The following is a 17,779-nucleotide window of genomic DNA, read 5'->3' as shown; positions in this document are numbered from 1 at the left end:
CTTTAAAAACCCTTAAATATCAAGGAAGCCCATGAATCAGTTAAAGCCTATTTTTTTATTTATAGCATGTTTGCTATTTATGGCTTTATCCTTGGTAATAGGCTCATTGCTATTTAATATTGGCGATCCAACAACCAACTCAATTGAACGCACCCATGCGATTTATTTAAATTCATCATATTGGATTGATGAGCAAAGCAACGCCACGTTTGATGATGCTTTAAAACAAAAGTTTCAAAATTCAGAAATTGCCGATATTCCGTGGCAATTTGGCACGCAGAGTTACTGGGTAAAAGTAGCAGTAACAAATCGTACCGATGCAACAGAGATCCTCACTGCACATTTTGATAATCCAATGCTTGACCAACTTGAGGTTTGGCAACTTGATGAAAATAATCGGGTTATAAGTCATAAGCAACTGGGTGATACGGTTGCCAACTTAAATATTCACCAACAAGCATTCCTACACCTTGAATTTTCCCTTGCTGCGAAAAGCAATACCAGCATATTGGCGCGCATTAAAACCAGCGGAATTAGCAAAACGCCCATTTACATCTATCAAGTGGATAACTTTCAAAGCGTACGAAAGTTTAGCTATTTGATCTGGGGCCTGTTTATCGGCGTAGCCGTGATGATTGCGCTGTATAACCTAATTTTGTTTATCAGTATTCGCGACAGTGTTTATCTCGCGTATATTGGCTATATCATTTCTACCTTGATGATGATGGGATCGGTGTTAGGGTTTGGCTATTATATTTGGCCGACTTCTATGCAATACCTATTGCAAAAATACGTAGTTACTAGCAATTTTAGTGTGGCTATCTGCGCGTTGATTTTCGGCTCGTTATTTTTACGTTATGCCACAATTAAAACAAAACTCAATACACTGATCCGTGTCACCTTAGTTATTTTATGTCTTGGCGCACTAGCCAGTTTAGTATTACCTGAATACCAAGCCGCACCAGTATTTTTTGTTTGCATGGTACCGCTTTATATTACTATCGTGCTTATCGTGTTTAACCGCTTGCTTACCGACTTTGTGTGGGCGAAGTACTACTTCTTTTCTTGGTTACCACTAATTATTAGCGGTGCAATGCAGCCTCTTGTTTTAGTAGGCGTGCTCGAACACACCTTCTTAACTCGTCATGCATTCTTAATTGGCGTACTGCTTGAAGTACTGTTAATGGCAATGGCATTAGCTGATAAGTTTTCACATCAACAGCGTGAAAGTTACTTTAAAGCCACTCACGATTCGAGTTCTCAGCTGCCAAATGAAACCCTATACAAATACAAAATCACCCAGTTGATTGAACAACAACACAACTTTATTACCTGCTTCATTGAGCTAAAAAACTTTGGCCAATTTATTCCTTATATGGCCCCTAAAGCGAAGAAGGATTTAGTTAATCAGGTGTGTTCTTCGCTGCAACCTATTTTAAAAAATCATTCCAGTGTTTTGACCATTGAAGAGCAAGGCCTAAACACCGTAAAGCTCGCTTACTTACGTGACGGTGTATTTGCGCTACTGCTCAACCATGGCACTAATCGAGAAGCGCTAAATAAACACTTACAGACTATTCAAGCACATATCCCGTCATCGCTTATGATTGATGGTATTTTACTTAATTTATCGAGCCATATTGCCACGTGTTCGAGTATTTATAGCAACCAACGTAGCGGTTTATTGCTACGTAAAACATGGCAAACGCTGTTTCAGGCGAAGCAGCAAGGCGTTGCACTATTGCACTATAAAAAAGAAAGCGGCACGGATATTGGGCAACAATTCAATCTTGCCTCAGAGTTACACAACGCCATCGAACAAAAACAGCTAACATTAAGTTTTACCCCGGTCTATCACGTAAAAAATAAAAAACTAGTGTCAGTCAGTTGCCAATTTGCTTGGCCGCATGAAGAATTTGGCGAAATTAGCCAACAAGAAATTATAAAACTCGCGATTGATACTGGTTTAAATGTACACCTTAATCGCTGGTTATTTTCAGAACTGTTTGATGCGATATCAACATTAAAAGACAGCCATCTAAACTGTCAGTTGTCGCTTACCTTGTCACTCAGTCAACTAAACCATAGCGGCTTTGTGGGTTGGTTATCTGAAAAGGTAACGCATATTGATACTGAAAATATCATGATCTACACCCAACAACCGATCAACAGCGAAATGAGCCAGCTAAAAGAGACACTGCAAAAACTCACTGATTTAGGCTTTAAATTCGGTTTAGATAATTTCCACGGTGACCTTGATCGCTTGTTCGAAGCGCCAGACTCTGGCTTTAGTGACGTCAGAATTGGCCACTTATTTACCAAAGGTAATATGCAAGGCCATAAACTTACCCTATTACTTAGCGCAATGGTTGAAGTTGCCAAAGGGCTAGATTTAACCGTAACCGCCATCGATGTTGATAACCAAGAATTTGCCGATATTGTCAACCAGTGTCAATGTGACTTTATGCAAGGTGAGTTACTTGCACCAACCATGAACTTTAGAGTTTTAAACTCATTTCTGCTGACGCAACAATCTCGCATTGGTAATCTCAGCGAGCTTTGATACGATAGCCTTTTTTGCTTGATTAGGGGCTATAAATGCAAGCAACACCAATAACAGGCACTTTGCGTAAAATGCAAAGCAGTCTTACTTCGCCAATCAGCTACCAATTACCGGTGGGCGATCAAACCGTTGACTTAAACGCTTTAATTGGCAAATCCATCACCTTGACCTACAGCGGTAATATCTTTTGTAGCAACTGCGGCAAAAAAACCAAAAAGAGTTATTCACAAGGTCATTGCTTTGTTTGTATGCGCAAACTCGCTAGTTGCGATATGTGTATTATGAAGCCAGAAACCTGCCACTTCGACCAAGGCACCTGTCGCGAGCCAGAGTGGGGCGAAGAAAACTGCATGATCCCGCACTATGTGTATCTTGCAAATACGACCGCAATTAAAGTAGGTATTACGCGCCATACGCAAATCCCAACGCGTTGGATTGACCAAGGTGCAACTCAAGCTTTACCTATTTTTAAAGTGGCAACACGTCATCAATCAGGTTTATTAGAAGTTGCTTTAGCTGAGTTTATCGCCGATAAAACCAATTGGCGCAATATGCTAAAAGGGAACGGCGAAGCAATTGACCTAAAAAGCCAAGGCGCTGCGCTTATCGAGCAAATTAGGCCAAAGCTAACAGAATTAAGCGAACTCTTTGGTGCAACGGCCATCACTGAACTCGACGAAGAGGTAGTTGAACTGGATTTCCCTATATCAGAGTTCCCAAGCAAAATTAGCTCGTTTAATTTCGACAAGAACCCTGAAGTAACAGGCGTATTAAAAGGCATTAAAGGCCAATATCTAATTTTCGATACTGGCGTGATTAATATTCGAAAGTTTACCTCGTACGAAGTGACTGTGAGTTATTAGAACTCAAATCCATTTGCTGTTTTGCTGGACGATGCACTTCGCAGAACAGCTCAAATTGCTGTGCCGTAAGCGGTTTACTAAAGAAATACCCCTGAATTGCATGGCAATCTAGTTCTTGTAAAAAAGCGAGCTGATGGGCTTGTTCCACGCCTTCTGCGACAAGGTTTAATTCTAAGCTATGCGCCATTGCCACAATCGCTTTCACTATTTGGCTATTGCCATATTCGTCTGGTACTTTGGCAATAAAGCTAGCATCTATTTTTAACGTATCAATCGGTAAACGGGCTAAATAGCTTAGCGCCGAGTAACCTGTGCCAAAGTCATCTAGCGATAAGCTCACACCAAGTTTTTTAAGGGCTTTAAGCACCTTTTTCGCGTCTTCTAATGAGCGAATAAAGCTGCTTTCGGTTATTTCAATTTCAAGAAAACGCCCGTCTACCTGCCAGATACTAAGTGCATTTTTCACTGTTTGTGCCAAATCACCTTGCGTAAAGTGAAGCGCCGATACGTTGACGGAAATACGTTTATCAAAAAAGCCATTTTTCTGCCAAATTTGAATTTGTTTACACGCTGCATTAATTACCCAAATATCAATATCCACAATTAAACCTAGCTCTTCCGCTAAAGGGATAAAGTTTGCAGGCGAGATAAACCCTAACTCGTTATCATGCCAACGCAATAAGGCTTCTGCGCCTACTACGTGATGAGTAAAACTGTCTATTTTAGGTTGGTAATACAGACTGAATTCATTATTAATTAGGGCATGTTTTAGTTTGCTCTCAATTGCCATGCGCTCTAACGAGCGCGCATTCATTGCAGGTTTATACAGTTGAAATGAGTTGCGACCAATTTCTTTTGAGCGATACATGGCAATATCAGCGTGCTTTAACAGCGTTTCTGCGTCTTCACCATCGTCGGGATACACCGCCCCACCAATAGAGGTAGTGATCACAATTTCCGTATTACCCACTTGAATTGGCGCTTTTAATGCTTCAATTAAGTTGGCGGCACAGCGATGGATGTTTTTCACCTCATCAATTTCAGTAAGTAATAAAGTGAACTCATCACCACCTAAGCGCGCCAGCGTATCGCCTTCATGCATGCAACTTTGTAAGCGTTTTGCCACTTGTTTAAGTAACAAGTCACCGGCGCTGTGGCCTAATGTATCGTTTACTTGCTTAAAATGATCGAGGTCGAGAAACATCACCGCTATTTTTGTGTCATCGCGATGTGCCGTTGCCAACGCCATCTCTAAGCGGTCGTTAAACAAGCGGCGGTTAGGTAAGTGAGTTAACTCGTCAAAATAAGCGAGCGTTTTAATACGTTTTTCATTGCGCTTTCGCTCGGTAATATCACTAAAAATTGCCGCGTATAGCGCCTCTTCTTCATCGCTTTCGCGAATACAGATAATTGTTAGCCATTCTAAATAGGTTTCACCATTGCGCTTGCGATTGTAAATTTCTCCTTGCCACACCCCTTTTTGCCTTAACTGTGCCCACATTTTATCGTAAAAGCTTTTGTCATGACGGCCAGAGCTCAACATTGACGGCTTTTGGCCGAGCACTTCCTGCTCGCTGTAACCTGTAAGTTGGGTGAAAGCTGGATTGACTTGCAAAATGGTGTTGCGCGAATCCGTAATCATAATGCCATCAGGCGATGCATTGATGATTTGCTCGGCTAAGTACAAGTTCTTTTGTGACTTTTGCAACGCTCTATCGCGTTGATGCAATACCGTTTCTAGCTCCTGCATATACGCGGATTCAATCTCGCTGAGAATATTACGAAGTGCTAATACCCCCAATATTTTGCCATTATCATCTTCGACAATTAGATGACGTATTTGCTTTAACTTGAGAATTTGATAAGCCTTATAAAGGCTTGTTTGATAATGTACCGTTAAAAGAGGCCAGCTCGCGTAATGCCAAGCTTGCTGATCAACTTGTTGACGGCTAAGCATAGTAAGTAAATCGCGCTCAGTTATAATGCCGGTTTGACCTACCGCAGGATTATCCAGTAAAACAAAATTTGAATGGCGCTGACGCATAATTTCGCTAACTTGGGCAATTGGTAAATCACTTTTCGCGATAGGTACTTCTGATACGTAGCTGCTTTCTATGGTTTTAAAGTGAAGATAATGCTCAAGACCCTGACTGCGCACAACATCACTTAAACTAATAACACCTACAGGTTCACTGCCCCCACCTTTCATCACTAATAAATGGCGAAAACCATAACTATGGAACAGAACTGTTACTTCAGATAACTGAGTTAAATGATCAACCGTTTTAACCGGCGATGTCATATGCGCTTTGACTGGCTGATGAAAAATGCTTGGATCCGAAAAATCCACTTTAGCGCAATCCCCTTCGGTCCACACCCCAATGATCTTGCCATCTTGTTTAACAAAAATAGAGCTTACATTATCGTTTCGCATGCGGCATGCACAATCGGCGAGACTTTGCTCGGGGTCGCATACCAGGAGCTCAGTTGACATAACATCTTCAACACGCAGCTTTTTGCTTGATTGGGGCATAGTAGAAACCAATTAAACTTTGTCAGGTAATGGGATTTTACGTGGATTTACTGAGGTTAATTTTGATACAGAACAAGTAACGCCAATTTTATAAATTATACAGCGATTGCGTAATAGAAAGGTGTACCTAACTAGGGTCTATAAATTGAGAGATTAGAGTTCAGCCAACGCCTTAACATGTGTGGCAACAGAACGCCCGAGTGCTGAATTATTGTAGCCGCCTTCTAGCATCGAAATAATCCCTTTGCAGTTTACTTGCTTACATAAGGATACCACTTGTTCGGTAAACCAAGCGTAATCACTTTCAACAAGCTGTAAGCCGCCCATATCATCTTCGTAATGGGCATCAAACCCTGCACTGATAAAAATAAGCTCAGGCTCAAACTGCTTTAACTTTGGAAACCACGTATGCAAAAGTGCACGCTCAAAATCATCCCCCGCCATTCCGGCAGTCATGGGGGTATTAATCACATGCTCATTACTGTCAATTGCGGTATTAGGGTAGAATGGGTGCTGGAAAATAGAACAAAACAACACATCCATATCGTCGATAAAAATATCTTGTGTGCCGTTGCCGTGGTGTACATCAATATCAAGTATCGCAATGCGCTTAATGCCCTGTTGCTGAGCATAACGTACTGCAACCGCAACATTATTAAAGATGCAAAAGCCAGATGAGGTGGTTTTGGTCGCATGATGGCCTGGCGGTCTTACTGCACAAAATGCCGCATCTAACTCACCAGCTAAAATCTTATCAACGGCTAACAAACCAGAGCCTGCTGCTCGTTTTGCCGCAAGTAAACTGTCAGGGCAGAGCCAAGTATCACCATCAAGGTCAACTAACCCTTGCTCTGGAATTTTATCTTCTACAGATTTAATCAGACTTTCGCTGTGTGCCATCAATAATTGTTGGCGCTCAACCAGCGGTGCATCTAAGTGCGTTAAAGCGATATCTATACCAGCAGCTAAAATACGATCATTGATTGCATCAAGCCGTGAAGCACACTCTGGGTGGTCTTCAATCATCTTATGCTTTCGACAGTCTGTATGTGAAATTATCGCGGTGCGCATGCTGGTCTCCAAACCTTATGTCGCGGCTCAGTTTAGCAAAGTCAGGTTATCCCGACTTTGCTACTTTGGTCGGTTAAGACTTATCGCTTTTGACTGGCGTAAGGTGCAGATTATGAAAATCAAAACTGAAGTCAGTTACGCTTGGTGCTACAGCGCGCATTTTTGCGCTACGCACTTGATTTGTTGGGCTCATTTCAAACTCAATAAATGCATCAGCTTCAAGTAGTTTTTCCTGCCAACGTACAATAAAGGTATTACCGTTAAAGTGTTCTAGCGTACCTTTTAAACGTGCTGAATGGGTAAAGTCGATTGTCAGCTTGCCATTTTGCTCTGCAATCACAATATCGCCATACCAATTATCGTTGTACCTCGTGGCATACGCTGACAATGGTAATGCTTTTTGAATTTGCTTTGGCTGTTCTACTTCGGCTTTTTCGTACGCTTTCTTTTTACGTTCAAAATGCTTTTTAGCGAGATCTTCAACCCAGTCTTTATTTGGTAAATCAAGCGCATCTTCTAGTACTTCGTGAGTAATTGCACTTAAGGCACTAAACGCTTGTTGGTTCGACAACACAACGATACCTAATTGCTCCTCTGGTACTAACGTAACTTGTGACACCATACCTAAAATACCGCCGCCATGGCCGACTTTTTTATAGCCTTGATAATCTTCAATTGACCAACCCAAGCCGTAACCGCGAAATTGTTGACGATAGTCATTAAACGCATTTTTTGATGCCATGCTTGTAATATGCGGATGCCACATTTGTGCTTGCTGTTTTTCAGTAAACAGCACCTTACCAGATGGCATTTCACCACCCGCTAATTGTGTTTTTAGCCAATTAGCCATTTCATCAACATTTGATGCAATCGCCCCAGCCCCTCTAAAATCTTCAAGGTAATTAACAAAAAATGGGTGTAGTTTTCCGTCCATCGGAATATGACCGGTTGCCCAATTTCTATTAGATTTTGGAATACGTGAAAAGCCCGCTTTTGAAAGCGGCATACCAAGCGGGGTTAGCATCTCTTGCTCAATAAATTCTTGCCACGATTTTCCCGATATACGTGCAACAACTTCACCCGCAGTTACAAACATTAAGTTGTTATAGGTATACTTACTGCGAAAGCTTGAAACTGGCTTTAAATAGCGAATGCCATGAATTACGTCTTCAACAGGTTTGTCGGTATCTGGCCAAATGGTTAAATCACCCGTTCCTAAGCCTAGTCCGGCACGGTGACTTAATAAATCGCGAATGGTCGCTTCACGTGTTGCATATGGGTCGTACATGCGAAATTCAGGTAGGTGGTCAATTACTTTGTCATCCCAGTTTAATTTGCCTTGGTCAACAAGCATTGCAAGTGCTGCTGCGGTAAATGCTTTGGTATTTGACGCAATACCAAATAACGTATGCTTATTTACTTTTTCACCTGACTCTAGGTGTCTCACACCAAACCCTTTAGAAAATACCACTTCACCATTTTCTACAATAGCAACCGCCATACCCGGTACATCAAAGCGCGTCATTGACTGTGTAATGGTCTGTTCAAGTTGCTTACTATCAATTGCTGCATACACCTGACTCGAGGCGATTACGCTAAGAGCTAGGGTTAATTTACTCACTAATTTTTTCATAATGTTCTTATTTATATATTGAAAATTCACGTTCTGCGCGCGCGGAATCGGTATCTGTTTGTGTTGCTTGCGCGCGAATATTGTCGATGTATTGCTGCGGTAGTTTTGCTTCTAAGGCTCCGGTTAATACATGTTTTAAATACCAGTCATACGGTAAATGTTGCTGGCACAGCGTATTAGCAACATAGCAGTATGCATTAAATTGGCTACCACATTCATTGGTTACAACGATTTGCTGGTTGTCGTAACGCGGCCCTTCTATTTCATCCAAAATGTGTTTTTCATCTTGGGTTATTTTGTAGAGCACACCGTATAACACATCATCGTGATTATCGGTTTTCAGCGCATTACATTTACCCGAGCCGTCAAACCCTTGCTTATCAAATGTTAAGGTAAACCCTGTTACAGTAGATACACCAATACGGGTAGCATTAGGCAACCTTGCTAATAGTCGATTCAGCGACATATTTGAACCATACGCTAGGTTGTAATAAATCATACCCACACCACTCTAATTGCCAAACCAATTAACACCACACCGATGCCGCGATCAAACCAATGTCCGGCACGTAAGAAAAACGCACGCACCTTTGAACGACTCAAAACAACAGATAAAAAGCTAAACCACACTAAAGTTGCAACAGCCATATATAATCCATAGCCCACTTGTACTGTAATCGGTGTTTCGACACTGATAACCAAGGTAAATAAGCTTAAGAAAAACAAGGTTGCTTTAGGGTTAAGCGCATTAACTAAAAAGCCTCGACTAAACGCTTTAACCATGGATTCAGACTTTGTATTGGTTTGCACTTGCTGCGCTTGCTGGTCCGTAGGCTTCGCTCGTAACGCCATGACACCAATATACGCTAAATACGCCGCCGCCAAATATTTAAGTGCTGCAAACACGGTAGGTGATTGCGAGATCACAATCGCCACACCGAGCACACAATAGCTTACATGCACCAAAATCCCTGTTGCGATACCCGCACTTGTTACAAGCGCATTGTTTCGTCCCTTTTGAATGCTCTGCTTGAGCACTAACGCAAAATCAGGGCCTGGACTTGCGACTGCAAAAAAGTGGCTAATTGCAATTAATAAAAATTCGTCGAGATAGTTCACTTAACCTCCGTTAATGCGATCAGCATTGGGTTTGCTGATTGCTTTATAGTGTTCTCTAATTGTTTATTTGCACGCTTTAGCATGGCACGTAGATGCGGCTTCAAGTGCGCTGAAATATGCGATAACGGTAGATTTTTGGCCTTTAACAATAAAGCCAAAATGTAAATTAGCTCAGATTCATTCAACGTCGCACTGCGATTTGCGTACGGGTTGTAACACGAACCACAGCCACCACGAAATTGATACGCCGTATTTGCCATCATCACACCAAAGCCCATAAAGCACGACAACAAATCAACCGCTTGTGGCACAAACTCCTGACCGCCTGGTGGCAAGCTTCGATTTTGCAACACATTGATATGCGCTAACGATTGTGAAAAAGACGCAATTAAATCTTGCGGTTGATTTATTTGATTGGGATTGAAAGATATATTCAAAGAACCACTCGCAGCAGTCAGCTCTGCGCTTTCACCACGTTTAACATTGGCAAACTCTAAATATGGAAAACTCTGTTCTGATATTTGATGTGGCGCCACCAGCTGGATTGGCCAAGCCTGCATGCCAGCATACTGTTTTACCTGAGTAAAAACATAGCTGGCCATTTGCTCAATACTACTGACCTGCTCGGGGAAAAACTCAGCATTTGGTAAAACAAAACGCATATCGTTTAACAGTACATCACCATCAAATTCTTGATATACCCATAAAAATGTATCCAAGATCCATGCTTCGCTGTGCTGATCCACCACAGGTTGGGTTTTAATAATATTGAGTAGTGTATTTTTGAATCCAAAAGTCATAGCGTACAACGTTTAAAAACCTAGTTATTCATATTAATCCAGCCCCACCGCGAAAATAAACCTTTTACGACAAACAGGCTGAAATTTTATTCAAAAGCGTATACTCTTCATTACGTTGAGTATTTTTAGGAATAGGAAATCAGATGCGCGCTAAGCTTTCACTCGCAACTATTTTGCTCGCTTTGAGTTTTTCGAGCACCGCCGACATTGCCATAGCGGGTTACTATGGACAATCGTTAAACCAAGAATTAGAAACCGAAAACGGCACAAAAATAGACATTAAAGACGATGCTAACTTTGGCTTTAGCCTTGATAAACATGATGGTATTTCTAAATACGGTTTGTATTACTCGCGCATGTCGAGTAGTCAGCGAAATGCAGCTAACTATGAGCTAGACCTAAATTATTTATTATTTCAAAGCGCAGTTGTTTTACCTGTTAATAAACAGCTTTCAAGCTATCTTGGTGCGCAAGTAGGTGTTAATCATATTTCATCTAACTTTTCCGATTCAGATAGTTTTTTTGCCACCGGTTTATATGGCGGCTTAGAGTATAAAATTACCGACAACATCATCGCATTAGGAGAAGCCCGTTGGTTAGCCACTATTTTAAAAAATGATTCAACCACCGTGTGCCAAATCGACCCAAACGGCACGCAATGTGATTGGTATTTTGATGGTGAGGTACTAAACCAATTCCAGTTTAATTTAGGCGTGATGTATCGCTTCTAAAAATATATAAAAAAGGGGCTTGGGTCCCTTTTCTTTTAATCATAGTCTTTGCGCATTCGTTTAATATCGACTTGCGGCGATTCATAACCCGTAAACAACAACCACTGTTTGCTTGGCACAAAACTCATGCCGCGCGAGCGCGAGAATGCACGTTCAGGCACACGCAATACGTCTTTATCTTGATTATTAGCAAAATCATAAAAACTCAAACGATAGTCATGGCCACGTACTTTAAAGTAATAAATCCCCTGCTCAGTAACATGCCAACCTGTGCTATTTGCCAACTTTAAATTCTTAATTAATGACTGTTCGTCAATTAATTCGCCATTAATTGATACCCGCCAAAGCCCTTTACCTTCTTTGTAAACAATCAATTGATTTTCTTTTACTTCTATTGCATGCGCCCCGCGAGTAATTCGTGTCGCAATACCAGATTCAATTTCAATGCGATAGATGTCTCCAACCGATGCCGAATACAGCGCACTACCATCTTGCGACCAACGTGCTTTACCATAATAATTAAGATCTGTTTTGATTTGCTGTAGCTGACTGGTTTGCGCATCAAGTACATACAACCGGCTTTCTTGACCATTATTTGCGGTAAATGCGATTTTCTTACCGTCGGGTGACCAAATAGGGTTACGAGCATGAAATTTTAACTGAGTTAGCTGCTTGCGCTGGGTACCATCAAGACTTGATGTCCACACTTCATCAAAACCCGACTCATTAGAAATAAACGCTAACTTGCCTGCAGCTTGAGAGTAATCGGGATAACGAAAGTTAAACTCAGATTGAATTAGTGGAAATGGAGACGCAGCAACATCACTATCCAGCTCTAAGCGCATAATAGAGGTATCTATTTTCCAATCGTGATAATAAAGATTACCCGCCCTATCAAATGCCGGATAGCTAAACCCGTCAACATTTAAATTGGTTTTTTGTTTACGATTTAAGTCCAGTTCAAACCCATGGCGGTTGCCATGCATTATGGCTGAAAATACAATTTTTTCAGCATCAGGTTGCCATGCTAAACCACGAATATCAGGGAGCCCGGTCACTACTCGCTGCTCTGTTTTAGTTTGTAGATCGTAGATAAAAATATCTTCGTTACCATTTGCCAAATTACGAGAGATAGCTAATCGCGTGCTATCGGGGCTAAAATCAATTGCTTCGCTTTCCCCCGATTCACAATTGTTACAACGAATACGTCTTGCGGGCTCATTTAAATCAAGTTGTTTAATGTACACACCACGCGTGGTGTTTTCAGGATCAACCCCCACATAAGCGAGCAATTTACCATCTGGCGATACCGCAACATCATTCGATGAATTTGAACATTCGCCATGCGTTTCAATCGCAAAGTCATTCATATTGACGCTTAGCACTTCGCAGCGTGAGCTTAGTCTTCGGTAATAATAGAGTTTTGAATCATCATGGGCCCATACGGAGCGAGATTCACTGCCGGGAGTATGTGTTATTTTTGTGTGTTTAAGATCTGGCTGTTGTAGGTCTTTACGATAAAGATCTATTTTTCGGTCCATTTGTCGCCAAGAATAAACCAAGTAACGACCATCATTTGATACGCTAGGAAATAGCTCTCGCCCGGGATACTGAGTTATCAACTCAGGTTGCTGATACACTTTTTGGTGTGGTTCTGGCCAAAGTAGCCACGCAAAAACGATACTCAGTACAAAACCGATAAATAGCCCTAGCTGTTTAATATTACGTGAAGATATTTGCAGAAAAACGGTATCTTGCTGTTCAGCGAATACTGGTGCTACTAGCAGTCGATAACCTGACTTTCGCACTGTTTCAATAAACTCTTGTTCGCTATCGAGCTCTTTTAAAGCTTTTCGCAGGTGCCAAATCGCATTGGTAAGCGCTTTCTCACCAACATAATTATTACCATCCCACACATGATCAATTATTTGCTGACGTGTCAAAAGCTCTGGCTGTTGCTCTGCCAAATAGCACAGTAACTCTATAAACTTTGGTTGCAATGAAATAGTTCGTTCATCACGCACTAAAGTGTGTTCTAACGGGTTAACTTCTACCCGACCTAAAAAATATGGCGCAGCGCTATTCATTATCGATTTAATCTTCGTTTTTATGCACTCAAGCTTACCTAAAAATACTGTTTAGTTGCAAAATTATTGCGTCTAACTGCATATTCTATGTCTGTTTCTAAATCGATCACACACCACCAAAAAAACTCATAACCAATTGTTATTAAATAAAAATAATTAAATAGATATTAAATAGACATTAAAAAGTGGAAGAATAGAGAGCCTGAGTATTGAGCTCAGATAACCACTGCTTTAAAACCATGATAGGCCTCCTTGGCTTACTCAAATCATTTATGTAGCGCAAATGCTTTGAGCTGACTAGTAACAGCAGCATCACAGTTAACATCAACGATATGCTGTTACTAGTCAAACTTTACAATAACTAAAATGATTGCTCTGGCAAACAGGGCGAACAAATCCTCAAGGGGAAATCAACGTGGGAATTAATACTAATAAGTGTTCAGTTGCAGCAGCAATTGCATTTGCTATTTCTGGCAATGCATGGGCTGATGCAGAGGTAGAGCGTCAAGCTGTTGCACAATCAAATAATGTATCGCAGCAAGCAGCGAAAAAAGAGGCGCCAGAAAAAATTACCGTTACCGGTTCACGTATTAAACGTGACAGTTTTTCAGTTGCAACACCTATCGCAACTATGGATCGCAATGCCATCGATGACACTGGCCTTGGCTCATTATCAGAGATTTTAGTAAACGAACTACCTCAGGTATCTGAAGGTTCAAGCAACTCAAACTCTCAGTCAAGTGTTCAAAACACAGGTCTATCTACCATCGATCTGCGAGAGCTTGGTACTAACCGTACTCTTACGCTAATTGATGGCCGCCGTGTCGTTTCAAACTCATACTCTGGCAATTATGTAAGCCTAAGTACTATTCCAACCAGTATGGTAGATAAAGTTGAAATTATTACAGGTGGTGCATCTGCGGCTTATGGCTCTGATGCGATTGCAGGTGTAGTAAACATTATTACTCAACAAGATAAAGAAGGATTTAGTATTAAGGCCCGCGGTGGTGAAAGCACTGAAGGCGGCGCAAAAGAATTCACTATCGATTCAGACTTCGGTACAACCTATGGCAATGAGCGAGGCTATGCTTTTTTAAGCTTAACTTATGACGAACAGAAAGGCCTAAGTTACTGGGATCGCGATCGTGCTCAACAAATGGATTCATGGAGGTATGACGACGATGAAATGTGTAACCAGATGCTTACCGAATCCGGTTATCAGTGTATGCGTGACATTTCGCGTGCTGATTGGCGCAGTTTAAGTGACTCTATTCCAGGCGGTGTATTTGACGAGAAAAGCTCAACACGTCCAGATGCAGGCTTTTGGTATGACGGTCAAACACTTCGTGATGATTGGCATGAAGAACGCTATGGTATCGATTACAATCAATACACTATGTTGAAAGTACCTGACAAAGCGCTTGCTATTGCCGGTAAAACCGAATTTGAAGTAAATGACGATGTCGAAGTATATTTCCAAGCTCAATATAGCCGTAATACTTCTGAAAATTTAAAGTCACCAGAAAGTGAAGATGAGTGTGATTCAATTATTACTCATGACACGACAACCGGGATATTTGGCTCGGACTGTATTGGTCGCATCCCATACGATAACCCATATATGCCAGAAGAAATTCGTGAACAAGCGAGCTCTCGTGGCGTGAAGTGGGACCGTAACTTTATTGAAGTAGGCCAAATTTTAAATAAAAACACTCGTGATACCCTACGTACTTGGGCAGGTGCACGTGGTACCATTTGGAATGATTGGGATTGGGATTTATCTGTAAGCTACGGTAAATTTAAACAAGAACAAGAGCGTTCAAATGAGTTATTTGTAGCTAATGTTCGCAATGCTTTAAATGCAGAAGTACTCGCTGATGGCACGATTCAATGTAAAGATGCTGATGCACGCGCTGAAGGTTGTGTACCACTAAACCTGTTTGGTGAAGGCTCAATTACCCCTGAAGCGGCAAACTATATTCGTGCTAACACCGAAATCACTTCTAATATCGAACAAACAACAGTTATGGGATATGTTGCAGGTGATTTATTTGATATGCCGGCTGGCGCAGTATCATCAGCATTTGGCTTTGAATACCGCAAAGATGAGCAAAGTGTTGAAACAAACGTACCAGAAGGTGGCGTTACATTTAACTATGTTCCTGACTTCAAAGGCGACGTAAGTGTATATGAAGCATTCGGTGAAGCTGCTATTCCACTTCTAAAAGACGTTACAGGTGCACAAAGCCTTGATCTAGAAGTTTCTGCACGTTTTGCTGATTATTCTTGGTCTTCAACAGGTTTAATCCAAAGTTACAAAACGGGCCTAATCTATGTGCCTGTTGATGGCTACATGGTACGTGCAAATTGGGCTCGCGCACAGCGTGCTCCAACTATCACTGACCTAATGTCACCTCCTCGCGGTGATTATGATTCATTTAACGATATCTGTGACGGTGTAACAGCTACATCAACTGACGCTGGACACGATAACTGCCGCCAAGACCCAGGTATCGCGGCAACAATCGCAGCAGATGGTGAGTTTGAAGATGACAACAACGGTTACTCTCCAAATGTTGGTAACTCGAATCTAAAAGAAGAAACAGCCGATACCTTTACACTAGGCGTATCTATTGCTCCATCATTTATCGAAGATTTCCGTTTAGCGGTTGATTACTACGATATTCAAATTGATGATGCGATCACTTCATTATCAAACGAAGATATCATCGGCTTCTGTTACGATTCAGCATTACCTTTTGGTGACAACAATGAATTCTGTAACGACATTACTCGTAACACCGAAGGTCAAATTGAAGAAGTACAACAACGTTTAATCAATACAGATGGAATCCGTACCAAGGGTTACGATGTTGCAGCTGAATATCTCTATGACCTAGATGAGTATGGCAGCCTGCGCTTCAAGGCTGATTGGACTCATGTAATTGAATACTCAGTAACAAGTACAGGTCCTGATGGTCAGTTTAGTGATACTTATGAAGGTGTATTAGTAAACGATTTATTTGAAGATAAAGCATCTGCATCAGTTACTTGGTATAAAAACGATGTGCGCGTTCGCTGGAGTACACGCTACAAAGGTGCTATTCGCCGCAGCCAGTCAACCTATGAATCATGGTTAGAGGATATGGCCGCTAACGACGAACGTTGTGCACAAGGCTCTGATGCATGTGTTGCAGCTCCAGAAGCTTTATGGGGCAGCGAATTACCATCAGTAACAACTCACAATATCTCGGCATCCTACACAATGGATATCGGTAAGAGTAGTGAACTTCGTGTATTCGGTGGTATCAACAACCTATTTGATGAAAATGGTCCTTACATTCTAGGTGGACGTGGCAATTACGACAGCGCATACGGCGGTGGTCGCGGTCGCTTCGTTTACTTAGGTGCACAATACAGCTTCTAATTTAACATTTCCCAATGTTTGTTGCTTAAAAGCCAGTAAAGCTAAGCTTTACTGGCTTTTTTTATATCTCTGCGTATACTCCCGCTATTATTTTTGGTTCCGTAATAAGCACTGCCATGACGATTAAATTCCCTTGCCGCCTTGATAAATTTTTAAGCCATTTTGCCGAAGTGCCGCGCTCAAAAGCAAAGATAGGTATTAAAAGAAAACACGCAACAATTAATGGCGAAGTGATTATCAAAGCCGATACGCAAGTAACCCGCGATGACGCTGTGACTTGGTATGGTGACGAAATTACTGCTGTAGGTGAGCGCTATTACATGCTAAATAAACCCGAAGACTTTATTTGCGCCAATAGCGATGAAATGCATCAAACCGTCTTTGATCTACTCGATGAGCCGATGATGGCTAAGCTCCATATTGCTGGGCGACTCGATATCGATACGACAGGGCTTGTGTTAATTACATCAGACGGCGATTGGAGCCACAAAATCACTTCACCGCGCTATCAAAAATACAAAGTGTATTTAATTGAAACAGAACAGCCAATTACAGATGAAATGTGCGAACAACTAACTGATGGCGTGATGTTGCATGGTGAAAAAAGTGCAACAAAGCCAGCTATCGTTGAAAAAATCGCTGATTACTCTATGCGCCTTTCAATTTATGAAGGTAAATATCACCAAGTTAAACGCATGCTAGCTGCTGTTGATAACCGCGTAGTGGCGCTTCATCGTGAAAAAATTGGCACTGTGGCGCTTGATCCAAACTTAGCACCTGGTGAATATCGCCCACTAACTCAATACGAAATTGAAACAATTTCCAGTTAGTAACACCACTTTGGTAACATGAAATTTAACCATCGATTAACACTTGATTAAACATTAACGAGCAGTTAGTGTTTAATCAAACGGTATCTAAGAATTGATTAAATAAAAATTAAACTTCAACA

Annotated in this window: 12 protein-coding genes; 5 read left to right on the top strand and 7 right to left on the bottom strand. The window is 41.4% G+C overall.

Going from position 1 to position 17,779, the window contains the following annotated elements; genetic code table 11:
• Positions 1-31: 31 nt before the first annotated feature.
• Complete coding sequence (locus L1068_RS12480) at positions 32-2,563, top strand: EAL domain-containing protein (protein WP_237130540.1); 2,532 nt, start codon at positions 32-34, stop codon at positions 2,561-2,563.
• Positions 2,564-2,613: 50 nt separating this feature from the next.
• Entirely contained in the window at positions 2,614-3,426 is an 813-nt protein-coding gene (locus L1068_RS12475) for a DUF2797 domain-containing protein (protein ID WP_237130576.1), read from the top strand.
• Here L1068_RS12475 and L1068_RS12470 read toward each other — a convergent pair.
• The 6 genes from L1068_RS12470 to L1068_RS12445 all read right to left on the bottom strand — a co-directional run bounded on the left by L1068_RS12470 (position 3,395) and on the right by L1068_RS12445 (position 10,582).
• The gene (locus L1068_RS12470) at positions 3,395-5,959 is read right to left on the bottom strand and encodes an EAL domain-containing protein (protein WP_237130539.1); all 2,565 of its coding nucleotides are present in this window, start codon (positions 5,957-5,959) and stop codon (positions 3,395-3,397) included. The two genes, L1068_RS12475 and L1068_RS12470, sit on opposite strands and share 32 nt — an antisense overlap.
• Positions 5,960-6,112: 153 nt before the next feature.
• The gene (locus L1068_RS12465) at positions 6,113-7,030 is read right to left on the bottom strand and encodes a histone deacetylase family protein (protein ID WP_105170964.1); all 918 of its coding nucleotides are present in this window, start codon (positions 7,028-7,030) and stop codon (positions 6,113-6,115) included.
• Positions 7,031-7,103: 73 nt separating this feature from the next.
• Positions 7,104-8,663: a serine hydrolase gene (locus L1068_RS12460; protein ID WP_237130538.1), complete on the bottom strand. Its 1,560-nt coding sequence runs from the start codon at positions 8,661-8,663 to the stop codon at positions 7,104-7,106.
• A gap of 7 nt (positions 8,664-8,670) precedes the next feature.
• Positions 8,671-9,162: a gamma-glutamylcyclotransferase family protein gene (locus tag L1068_RS12455; protein ID WP_237130537.1), complete on the bottom strand. Its 492-nt coding sequence runs from the start codon at positions 9,160-9,162 to the stop codon at positions 8,671-8,673.
• Entirely contained in the window at positions 9,159-9,782 is a 624-nt protein-coding gene (locus L1068_RS12450; protein WP_054979101.1) for a LysE family transporter, read from the bottom strand. The genes L1068_RS12455 and L1068_RS12450 overlap by 4 nt, the downstream gene beginning before the upstream one ends.
• Positions 9,779-10,582: a hypothetical protein gene (locus tag L1068_RS12445; RefSeq protein WP_237130536.1), complete on the bottom strand. Its 804-nt coding sequence runs from the start codon at positions 10,580-10,582 to the stop codon at positions 9,779-9,781. The genes L1068_RS12450 and L1068_RS12445 overlap by 4 nt, the downstream gene beginning before the upstream one ends.
• 143 nt (positions 10,583-10,725) lie before the next feature.
• Here L1068_RS12445 and L1068_RS12440 point away from each other — a divergent pair, with 143 nt between their 5' ends.
• Positions 10,726-11,313 carry a hypothetical protein gene (locus tag L1068_RS12440; RefSeq protein ID WP_237130535.1) on the top strand — a complete coding sequence of 196 codons (588 nt, stop codon included), beginning with the start codon at positions 10,726-10,728 and terminating at the stop codon, positions 11,311-11,313.
• Between the two features lie 35 nt (positions 11,314-11,348).
• Here L1068_RS12440 and L1068_RS12435 read toward each other — a convergent pair whose 3' ends face one another.
• On the bottom strand, positions 11,349-13,400 hold the full coding sequence (locus tag L1068_RS12435) for a winged helix-turn-helix domain-containing protein (RefSeq protein ID WP_237130534.1): 2,052 nt from the start codon (positions 13,398-13,400) through the stop codon (positions 11,349-11,351).
• A 415-nt stretch (positions 13,401-13,815) separates the two neighbouring features.
• Between L1068_RS12435 and L1068_RS12430 the strand changes: the two genes are divergently transcribed.
• Entirely contained in the window at positions 13,816-16,827 is a 3,012-nt protein-coding gene (locus L1068_RS12430; protein ID WP_237130533.1) for a TonB-dependent receptor, read from the top strand.
• Between the two features lie 122 nt (positions 16,828-16,949).
• A complete protein-coding gene (gene rsuA / locus L1068_RS12425; protein WP_237130575.1) occupies positions 16,950-17,657 on the top strand; it encodes a 16S rRNA pseudouridine(516) synthase RsuA in 708 nt (235 codons plus the stop codon).
• Positions 17,658-17,779: the final 122 nt, after the last annotated feature.

The sequence above is a fragment of the Pseudoalteromonas sp. MMG024 genome (assembly GCF_021654175.1).
Classification (GTDB): domain Bacteria; phylum Pseudomonadota; class Gammaproteobacteria; order Enterobacterales; family Alteromonadaceae; genus Pseudoalteromonas.
Note: the sequence above shows the minus strand (reverse complement) of the source record. Positions and strands in the feature narration are given on the sequence as shown.

Coding starts and splice junctions, on each gene's coding strand:
- L1068_RS12445 (WP_237130536.1), bottom strand. CDS start 10,582: ATGACTTTTGGATTCAAAAATACACTACTCAATATTATTAAAACCCAA.
- L1068_RS12480 (WP_237130540.1), top strand. CDS start 32: ATGAATCAGTTAAAGCCTATTTTTTTATTTATAGCATGTTTGCTATTT.
- L1068_RS12470 (WP_237130539.1), bottom strand. CDS start 5,959: ATGCCCCAATCAAGCAAAAAGCTGCGTGTTGAAGATGTTATGTCAACT.
- L1068_RS12435 (WP_237130534.1), bottom strand. CDS start 13,400: ATGAATAGCGCTGCGCCATATTTTTTAGGTCGGGTAGAAGTTAACCCG.
- L1068_RS12465 (WP_105170964.1), bottom strand. CDS start 7,030: ATGCGCACCGCGATAATTTCACATACAGACTGTCGAAAGCATAAGATG.
- L1068_RS12455 (WP_237130537.1), bottom strand. CDS start 9,162: ATGATTTATTACAACCTAGCGTATGGTTCAAATATGTCGCTGAATCGA.
- L1068_RS12440 (WP_237130535.1), top strand. CDS start 10,726: ATGCGCGCTAAGCTTTCACTCGCAACTATTTTGCTCGCTTTGAGTTTT.
- L1068_RS12460 (WP_237130538.1), bottom strand. CDS start 8,663: ATGAAAAAATTAGTGAGTAAATTAACCCTAGCTCTTAGCGTAATCGCC.